We start from the raw sequence: 9,038 nt of genomic DNA, 5'->3' as shown, positions 1-9,038 counted from the left end.
TGGCACTGTTTACATTTGCTGCTGTCAGTGCTGCTTCTACCAGCGCAGAAACCTTATCAATTCCAATCTCCAGAAGCCCCTGAAGCCACGCTCCGATCACATTAAAGGTAAGATAAAATACCAATACCATGATTCCGATGAAACAGGGAATCGCTGTATATTTTCCTGTAAGAATCTTATCAATTTTCTCACTTCTGATTCTTTCTTTGCTTTCTTTAGGCTTTACAACTGTCTGTTCACACAAACGCTCAATAAAGTCAAAACGCATATCTGCGATTGCAGCACTTCTGTCAACCTGACGCTCTGTTTCCATCTGCTGTACGATATGCTCCAGCATCTCCGTCTCATTTGTGTCCAGCTTCAGCTTCTCAAGAATCAGCGGATCTCCCTCGATTGCCTTGGTTGCTGCAAAACGGGTAGGAATATCAGCCTGCGCCGCATGATCCTCAATCAGGTGCATGACCGCATGAATACAGCGGTGTACTGCACCGTCATGGTCACTCTTATCACAGAAATCCTGACGCAGTGGATGTTCCTGATATTTCGCTATATGTAACGCATGGTCAACCAGCTCATCAACCCCTTCATTCTTTGCTGCGGAAATAGGGATTACAGGTACTCCAAGCAGCGATTCCATCTTATTTACATCTATAGAACCCTGATTTCCCAGCACTTCATCCATCATGTTCATTGCAACTACCATAGGAATATCCATCTCCAGAAGCTGCATGGTCAGATACAGGTTTCTCTCAATATTGGTAGCATCCACAATGTTGATGATCGCACTTGGTTTCTCATCCAGGACAAAATTTCTGGAGACAATCTCCTCACTGCTGTAAGGGGACATGGAATAAATTCCCGGAAGGTCTGTGATTTCTGTATCCGGATGGCCTTTAATCGAACCGGTCTTACGATCCACCGTTACTCCTGGAAAGTTTCCCACATGTTGACTGGAACCTGTCAGTTGGTTAAACAGTGTAGTTTTTCCACAGTTCTGATTTCCCACCAATGCGTACGTCAGTGTAGTTCCCTCAGGCAGTGGATGTTCATCTTCTCTGGAATGATACTTTCCATCCTCTCCAAGTCCCGGATGTGCCAGGTCGCTTACAGCCTCTATTCCGGCGTGACTTCTGCTTCGCTTCGGGATCTGTTCGATTTCTATCTGCTCTGCTTCCGCAAGTCTTAACGTCAGTTCATATCCATGTACCTGTAATTCCATGGGATCTCCCATGGGTGCAAACTTCACGACTGTGACCTCAGCTCCCGGAATCATACCCATATCCAGGAAATGCTGACGCAGGGCACCCTTGCCGCCAACCGACGTGATCACAGCACTTTTTCCGATTTCCAAATCTTTTAATGTCATTTTCAGTCGCTCACCTTTTGTATTTGTATTTGGTTATCATTGCTATAACCGATTTTTCTCAATAACCTTATGCAGATAGCTTATACTAACTGATAATTTTTGTCAAGTAGCAGGTATGTCTCAATTTTTTTATAACCGAAAGCACAAAAAACTCAGATGAATTTATGCTATCATCTGAGTTTCTCAATGTCTTAACCTGACAGGTCATTAAACCTGTCTGTGATTACTTCATTACTTATTATTCTGATCATTCTCAAGTAACTGATTTATGTGATTGTCATGAGATTTGAAAATTGTTCTTATCTTTTATATGTCAGATCCACACAGAACCTGTAATATCACCGTTAATTACATAATATGCTTTGTTCTCTTCAGGTTTGATATAAATCTTAATATCTTTGAGATCTTTCTCCTTTTTACCCAGTTCGTCTGTCCAGATTCTTCTGACATTACTTAAAATATTTTTTGTATATACTTCTCTGCCCATGAACTGAATATATACTTCTGCTGTTGCTTCTTTCTTAGTGGTTCTTCTTGTTGTCTTCTTCTCGGCAGCTGTCTCTTCAGCCGGTTTCTCAGCTGTCTTAGCAGGAGCCTTCTTTGTAGTTCTTTTCGTTGTTTTTGTTGGTTTTGCAGCAGTCTTTGTTGTTTTAGCTGTCTCTTTTTTCTCGGCTTCTTTCTCTGTTTCTGCCGGTTTCTTTTCTACAGTGTCTGCTGCTTTAGCTGTTTCTTTCTTCTCGGTTTCTTTCTCTGCTTCTGCTGATTTCTTTTCTGCAGTCTTTCTTGTTCTTCTTGCTGCCGGTTTCTTTGCTGTTGTTTCTTTCTTTACAGTCTCTGTTTCAGCAGTTTCTTTCTTGTTTGCTTCTTTATTTACAGCTACTTCTTCAGCAGTTGTCTTTGCAGGAGCCTCTTTAACTTCGGTTGTCTTCGCAGTGGATGTGTTGAGATCTGCTGTAGTTGCTTTTGTTGCCATATGATTAGCCTCCTTACAAGGTATAAGTATTCGTAACTGCTCAGTTTTGTACAGTTACAGGTATTCTTATGTTACCGAAAATATGATAAACAGTAACATTCTTTTATGAAAATAGAATACTACGAATCTTCTGCTTTTGCAATGTTTTTCTGTTTTTATAATTTAGGCATCTTATGAACAGTAACATGAACAGTATTATTTTTTACTCTGTATCCGTCATTTTCTATAGTCCTAGATTCTGCAGATCTTCCTTCATATATGCCGAAAGTCTCCTCTGAAGTTCCTCATTCTGCGGAAGGCTTAAATCCGCATCAAGGGACAGAATCTCCGAAGCCGTTTCACTGGCAGCTTTCAGGATATCCGCATCCTGATAGATGTCCCCCAGTTTAAATTCCAGCAGACCACTCTGGCGGATTCCAAAAAGATCACCAGGACCGCGAAGCTTCAGATCCTCTCCTGCAATATAAAATCCATCGTTGGATTTATTCAGGATCTGCAGACGTTTAGAAATTTCCTTTGCACCATTTCCCTGCATAAAAATGCAATATGACTGATATTCCCCTCTACCGACACGCCCACGAAGCTGATGAAGCTGTGCCAGCCCGAAACGCTCGGCATTCTCCACCATCATCACTGTAGCATTAGGCACATTCACTCCTACCTCAACTACAGTAGTAGATACCAGGATCTGAATTTCCCCTGCGGCAAAAGCCTCCATGATCACATTCTTCTCTTTCGCTTTCATCTTTCCATGAAGAGAAGCAATCTTTATATCCGGCGAAAAAACATTGCGAAGCTTCAGGGTATAATCCAGCACATTTTCCCCATCCATCCCTTCGCTCTCCTCCACCATTGGACAGATCACATAAACCTGCCGTCCCTGACGGATCTGCTTCTCCATAAAGGAATAAGCCTTCGGCCTATAAGAAGTATCCACCACACAATTTTTAATGGGAAGTCTCTGCGCAGGAAGTTCATCAATTACTGAAATATCCAGATCCCCGTATATAATGATCGCCAGCGTCCTTGGAATCGGTGTAGCACTCATCACCAGCACATTAGGCGGGTTTCCCATAGTAGTCAGTGCTTCCCTCTGTTTCACACCAAAACGATGCTGCTCATCTGTAATAACCAGTCCAAGATTATTGTACTGCACTTTTTCCTGAATCAGCGCATGCGTTCCTATCACCAGGTTAGCCTCTTTTGACGCGATCAGCACATATTTTTCCCTTTTCTCCTTTGCGGTATCTGATCCTGTCAGCAAAACCGGATGCCCAAAATCAATATTCTGTTCCTGCAGCAACTTCTCCATTGCCTGAAAATGCTGCCTTGCAAGAACCTCCGTAGGTGCCATAAGCACTGCCTGATATCCATTCTCCACAGTCATGATCATTGCAAGAAACGCAAGGATCGTCTTACCACTTCCTACATCTCCCTGAACCAGTCTGGACATCAGAGCCTGGCCGCTTAAATCCCTCTCAATCTCATGCCACACATTCAACTGCGCCTTTGTCAGATCATAGGGCAGACTTTCAATAATCTGCTCTGTCGTCCATACCGGATGCATGGGAAACGCATTCGGTGCTTCCTCCGTCTTCTCCTTCAAAGACTGCACAGCAAGAATAAAAAGAAGAAACTCGTCAAACACCAACCTTCTCCTTGCAGCTAACAGCTCCTGCATATTTTTGGGAAAATGAATCGCAGGAATCGCAAAATTCCTGTCTGCCAGGTGATACCTCTCCTTATACTCATCTGCCAAATACTCTGTCTGAAGCTTCTGCTCATCAAGCACCTGATGGATCAGCTTCACGATCGTCTTATTAGAAAGCCCCGCAGTCAGTCCATAAATCGGCTGAAGACTGTGCAGAATCTCCTCATAAGCCGCAGGCGTAAAAATCTCAGGGTGCTCCATCTGCAGCTTCCCCTGCTTCCTGACGACACGCCCCCGCAGAACAAACCTGCTGCCTTTCCTGACTGCAGAACGCAGATACGGTGCATTAAACCACGTAACAGAAATTTTCCCCGTAAGATCTGCCACAGTGGTCGTGATCACCTGAAGATTCCGCACCTGATTCACATACACACCCGTTATAACCGCCACAGAAATCGCCACAACAGCTCCCTCTTCCAGAGACCGGATCTCAACAGGCTCCTCATACGCATCATAATTACGTGGATAATAACTCAGAAGAGATTCCATATCCGTAACTCCTATTTTCGCAAATAACTTTTCCGTTTTCTCCCCCACGCCCTTCAAAGTACGCAAAGATGTTGACATATACCACCGATTCCTTTCTACTACAATATAATTATGAATATCCCTTACAGCCAGTAAAAATTATCTATCTTATCCCTGCAAAAAATAACCAAATCAAGCAACCCTCATTCTTCAATCACAATAATCTGCCGACAATAAACTTCCACTATCCAAATCTCAGGCAGGAAAATATTTGTGTCAGGATGCATTTGCAGGTATCTCTTAGATGCCGAAACCGCATCCTGACACAAATATTTTCCTGCCGGCCCCTTTTATAACACGAAAACGGATATACCCACCCTCAACAATGGCCTATACCCGTTTTCATCACATGAACTATTCGTTTATCTCTCTCAAAAACTCTATTATCCTACTCTACAGAAATAACATAATAATAAATCGGCTGTCCACCCGCATTCAGTTCCACATCACAATCCGGATAAGCCTCCTCCAGAGCCGTTGCCAGCTCCTCAGCTTCAGCCTCCTCAGTATCAGCACCATAATAAATACTGATCACCTCAGACTCATCATCCACCATCTGGGCAACTGTCTCCTTGGCAACTTCCATGCGGTCCTTGCCAACAGCCAGGATTCCATGATCACCGATACCCATCATATCACCCTCATGGATCTCCTTATCATCAATCCTTGTATCACGCACAGCATACGTGATCTGTCCGGTCTTCACATGTTCGATTGCCTGAAGCATAGCCTCAGTATTCTCCGCACTGTTCTTCTCGGGCACATAACTGATCATGGCAGTAATTCCCTGCGGAATGGTCTTAGTCGGCACAACCACGATCTCTTTATCCTCAGTAAGATCCCTTGCCTGGTTTGCAGCAAGAACAATATTCTTATTGTTCGGGAAAATATAAATAGTCTTTGCATTTACTTTTGCAATGGCATTGAGCATATCCTCTGTACTCGGGTTCATCGTCTGACCGCCCTCGATCAGGTAATCCACACCCAGTTCCTTAAAGATCTCTGTCATTCCCTTTCCCACAGATACGGAAATAAAGCCAACTTCCTTCGGCGGCTGTGCTGCTTCTTCTTTTTCTTCCTGTTCTGCCTGTTCTTTCGCCATTTTCTCGGCATCCTTTATAAGCTTCTCCTGATGCTCCTCACGCATATTGTCGATCTTCATACGTGAAAGTGCACCAAAGGTAAGGGCTTTCTCAATAGCCTGTCCAGGATGATTGGTATGAACATGAACCTTCACAATCTCGTCATCTGCAACAAGCACAATAGAATCACCAAGAGACATCAGGAATTTCTTAAATTCATGCTCTGTCTCCTCGGACATCGGCTGGTTCAGAAGAATAATAAACTCTGTACAATAACCAAATTTAATATCAGCCTCTGTCTGTGCATCGATCTTAGTCACAGCAGGACCTTTTGCCTTGTCAAACTGTGTATAATCAATCTCTTTGCCAAGGAAACCATCATATGCACCATGGTATACTTCCAGAAGTCCCTGTCCGCCGGAATCCACTACTCCTGCTTCTTTCAGAACCGGCAGCATCTCCGGTGTCTTTGCCAGAGTTTCCTCCGCATGAGCGATCACGCTCTGGAAAAATGTATCCAGATCCTCTGCTGTCTCCGCAAGCTCTACAGCCTTGGCAGCAGCCTCTCTTGCAACAGTAAGGATTGTTCCTTCCTTCGGTTTCATGACTGCCTTATATGCAGTCTCCACACCTTTCTCCATGGCTGCCGCGATGTCAATGGCATCCAGTTCCTTACTGTTCTTAACACTTCTGGTAAAACCACGCAGAAGCTGAGAAAGAATAACACCTGAGTTACCTCTTGCACCGCGCAGGGAACCGGAAGAAATCGCCTTGGCCAGTGACTCCATGTCAGGCTCTCCCAGAGAACCTACTTCTGCTGCTGCTGCCATGATCGTCATTGTCATATTGGTTCCTGTATCTCCATCCGGTACCGGAAATACGTTCAGTTCGTTGATCCATTCTTTTTTAGCTTCCAGATTCTTCGGCTCCTGCAAGAAACATCCTGGAAAGTATTCTGGCATCTATGGTTTTGTTATTCACCACAAGTTCCTCCTCTATCCTAATCAATTGCGCGTACGCCTTCTACATAAATATCGATCTTATCGATCTCCATTCCTGTAAAGGCCTCGACTTTATATTTGACATTGCTGACAAGGTTGTCTGCAATTGTACTTATATTCACGCCATATGCCACAATAACATGGAAATTCAGGCGGATTTTATTGTCCTCTGTAATTCTGACGCTGATGCCATGTTTCAGGCTGTTCTTTCCAAGAAGCTTTACCAGTCCGTCCTTCATACTGACTGCAGCCATGCCTACGATACCAAAACATTCTACAGCAACGCTTCCTGCGTAGGTTGCGATTACATCTGTGTCAATTATGATCTGACCTAATCCGGAATCTATACGTCCATTCATATGGTTACCTCCAATGCTCATTATTGTATGTAAGTGTATTATAACCTCTTTTCACAGAAAAAGAAATATAATTTTTGAGTTTTTTCCTTTTTTTGCTTGCAAAAGCACAATTCATCTGTTACAATGTAATCTGTTGAACACAAGGTTACTGTTCAGACGCTATGCACACAGCACGACAGTAACAATAAAGCGTCAAGGAGGTGCTATCATGGCTAAATGTGCAATCTGTGAGAAAGCTGCTCATTTCGGAAATAATGTAAGTCATTCACATAGAAGATCCAATAAAATGTGGAAATCTAACGTAAAATCCGTTAAAATCAAGACTGCTGAGGGTGGAGCTAGAAAGACATATGTATGTACTTCTTGCTTAAGATCCGGTAAAGTAGAAAGAGCATAATAACACCATTACCCCTGTTGCAACAGGGGTATTTTTTTTGCAAAAAAGACTGTCCCTCTGTTCAGATATTCTTTACCGAATATTCTGCCTGAGCTGACAGTCTTTTTTTATTTCATATGTCAAACGGGATATTCGCAATCTTCTGTAAAGTTAATGACAGAAAAGATGATATCCCAACAACAGGAAAACTCCGGCCGAAACCACCAGAACCACATTTTCTGCGATCAGCATCCCGATTATCATCCCAATCCCTATGAAAAACAGCATAAAGCCGAACAGCTTTTCCAATTCTTCTGCACCTTTTTCATCGGTTTGCTATAGTCTATGCAAAAATTATTTTTCTGATTCGCCGACAGATTCTTCGTCACCTTTTCCGGAGGTAAAACGGTCTACAAAATCCGGAACCATATCAAGGATCTTGGTGAGACCATCCTGATTTTTCACATTGACCAGCTTTGTTGTTCCATTCTGGATCACAAGCACTGCACAGGGAGTCATCTTTCCTGCCATTCCGCCGCCGCCGTTATCCTTCTTCTCTCCGGAAAAAGCACCGGCACCTACACCGAAAGATACATCCATCAGAGGAAGAATGATCGTATCGCCTACATGGATTGCCTCTCCTACCACTGTTTTCGCAGAAATAAAACTGTCCATTCCCTTGAATAATGAATTTACGGTTTCTTTAAAATTGTTTTCATTTGCCATGGTCATGCCCTCCTGGTTTTCCAACGTTTTATAACGTATTTTATATTTTTATTGAAATAAATACTCACTGCTGCCCGCACAGGAACAAATCCGTAGATCCTGCCTTTTGCCCTAATGTTTCCATACAGATAATTCTCACTGTCAAAACGGGGATTGATCTGTATACAGTTTTTGTGAAATGGAATTGTCATCCCAAGTACAGCAAGTGCCGCACCTGTCAGCGCCGATTCTTCAAAAGAAAAAGTAACCTGCCCTTCTATCCTTGTAGGAAAAATATGCTTAAGCAAAAATTTTCCATGTTTCCATACAAGTTTTCTGGCAGCTGTCACTCTGGGATGTTCTATAAACGCCTTCCACCAGGACACATTCTTTTTAATCTTCCCGAATGTCCTGCGGATATTTTGCAGTTTTGTACGAATCAACTGAAATATATTTCGGATCCGGTCATAAATCCTTTTTATAAAAAACTGCCTCTTCTTTAGACTATTCTGATCTGTATCATCTGCATTCAGTTCCTGCTGTCCGGATATCTGACTGTTTCTGATCCTCTCTGTATCAGCAGATGTATCTGAAGCTGAATTTCTGTCTGTTTTCGATCCTCAGTCTCCATATTCTCTGATTTCGGGTGATCAACCACTGATTTTTTATGCTCTTCTTCCCTGTTTCCGTCTGTGCCGGATACAGATACCTTTTCTGCGCCGGATTTCTCCGGATTTTTCCCGGATTTCTTTGTTACAGCCCTCTTCTCCTGCCGTTTTTTCAACAACTTGTCTACGGGAATTCCAAACAGATGAAAGGATATCTCCATCTGCTCATCTTTCCATTCCGCTCTCAGCGAAATCCCATGAAACAGCCAGCTTACGATACCCTCTCCCTCTGTCTGTTTCCAGCCACCTTCTGCCTTGACAGCTGATGC

7 protein-coding genes and 2 pseudogenes are annotated in these 9,038 nt (G+C 43.1%); 1 reads left to right on the top strand and 8 read right to left on the bottom strand.

Features of this window, described 5'->3' with window-relative positions:
- The 5 genes and pseudogenes from AC075J_RS05405 to AC075J_RS05385 all read right to left on the bottom strand — a co-directional run.
- Positions 1-1,366: FeoB small GTPase domain-containing protein (locus AC075J_RS05405; RefSeq protein ID WP_476390117.1), on the bottom strand; the 1,366-nt coding region annotated here is incomplete at its 3' end.
- A 313-nt stretch (positions 1,367-1,679) separates the two neighbouring features.
- Positions 1,680-2,339 (bottom strand): DUF6465 family protein, encoded by a 660-nt coding sequence (locus AC075J_RS05400; RefSeq protein WP_008704312.1) that lies wholly within the window; start codon positions 2,337-2,339, stop codon positions 1,680-1,682.
- Positions 2,340-2,562: 223 nt separating this feature from the next.
- Entirely contained in the window at positions 2,563-4,617 is a 2,055-nt protein-coding gene (recG, locus tag AC075J_RS05395) for an ATP-dependent DNA helicase RecG (protein WP_022380999.1), read from the bottom strand.
- A 349-nt stretch (positions 4,618-4,966) separates the two neighbouring features.
- Positions 4,967-6,602, bottom strand: a pseudogene (locus AC075J_RS05390) (DAK2 domain-containing protein).
- Between the two features lie 58 nt (positions 6,603-6,660).
- Positions 6,661-7,020, bottom strand: a complete 360-nt coding sequence (locus AC075J_RS05385; RefSeq protein ID WP_020993850.1) for an Asp23/Gls24 family envelope stress response protein — start codon at positions 7,018-7,020, stop codon at positions 6,661-6,663.
- Between the two features lie 208 nt (positions 7,021-7,228).
- Between AC075J_RS05385 and rpmB the strand changes: the two genes are divergently transcribed.
- Positions 7,229-7,417, top strand: a complete 189-nt coding sequence (gene rpmB, locus AC075J_RS05380) for a 50S ribosomal protein L28 (RefSeq protein ID WP_019161496.1) — start codon at positions 7,229-7,231, stop codon at positions 7,415-7,417.
- Positions 7,418-7,750: 333 nt separating this feature from the next.
- Here the strand turns inward: rpmB and AC075J_RS05375 are convergent, their stop codons facing one another.
- From AC075J_RS05375 to AC075J_RS05365, 3 genes and pseudogenes are all read right to left on the bottom strand, one after another.
- Positions 7,751-8,122 carry a GerW family sporulation protein gene (locus AC075J_RS05375; protein WP_020993849.1) on the bottom strand — a complete coding sequence of 124 codons (372 nt, stop codon included), beginning with the start codon at positions 8,120-8,122 and terminating at the stop codon, positions 7,751-7,753.
- Positions 8,123-8,124: 2 nt separating this feature from the next.
- Positions 8,125-8,487, bottom strand: a complete 363-nt coding sequence (locus tag AC075J_RS05370) for a hypothetical protein (RefSeq protein ID WP_476390116.1) — start codon at positions 8,485-8,487, stop codon at positions 8,125-8,127.
- A gap of 143 nt (positions 8,488-8,630) precedes the next feature.
- Positions 8,631-9,038, bottom strand: a pseudogene (locus AC075J_RS05365) (hypothetical protein); the annotation flags it as partial.

This window comes from Blautia sp. ZXY-1-C6 (assembly GCF_056339875.1).
This window is presented reverse-complemented; position numbering and strand designations above follow the sequence as displayed.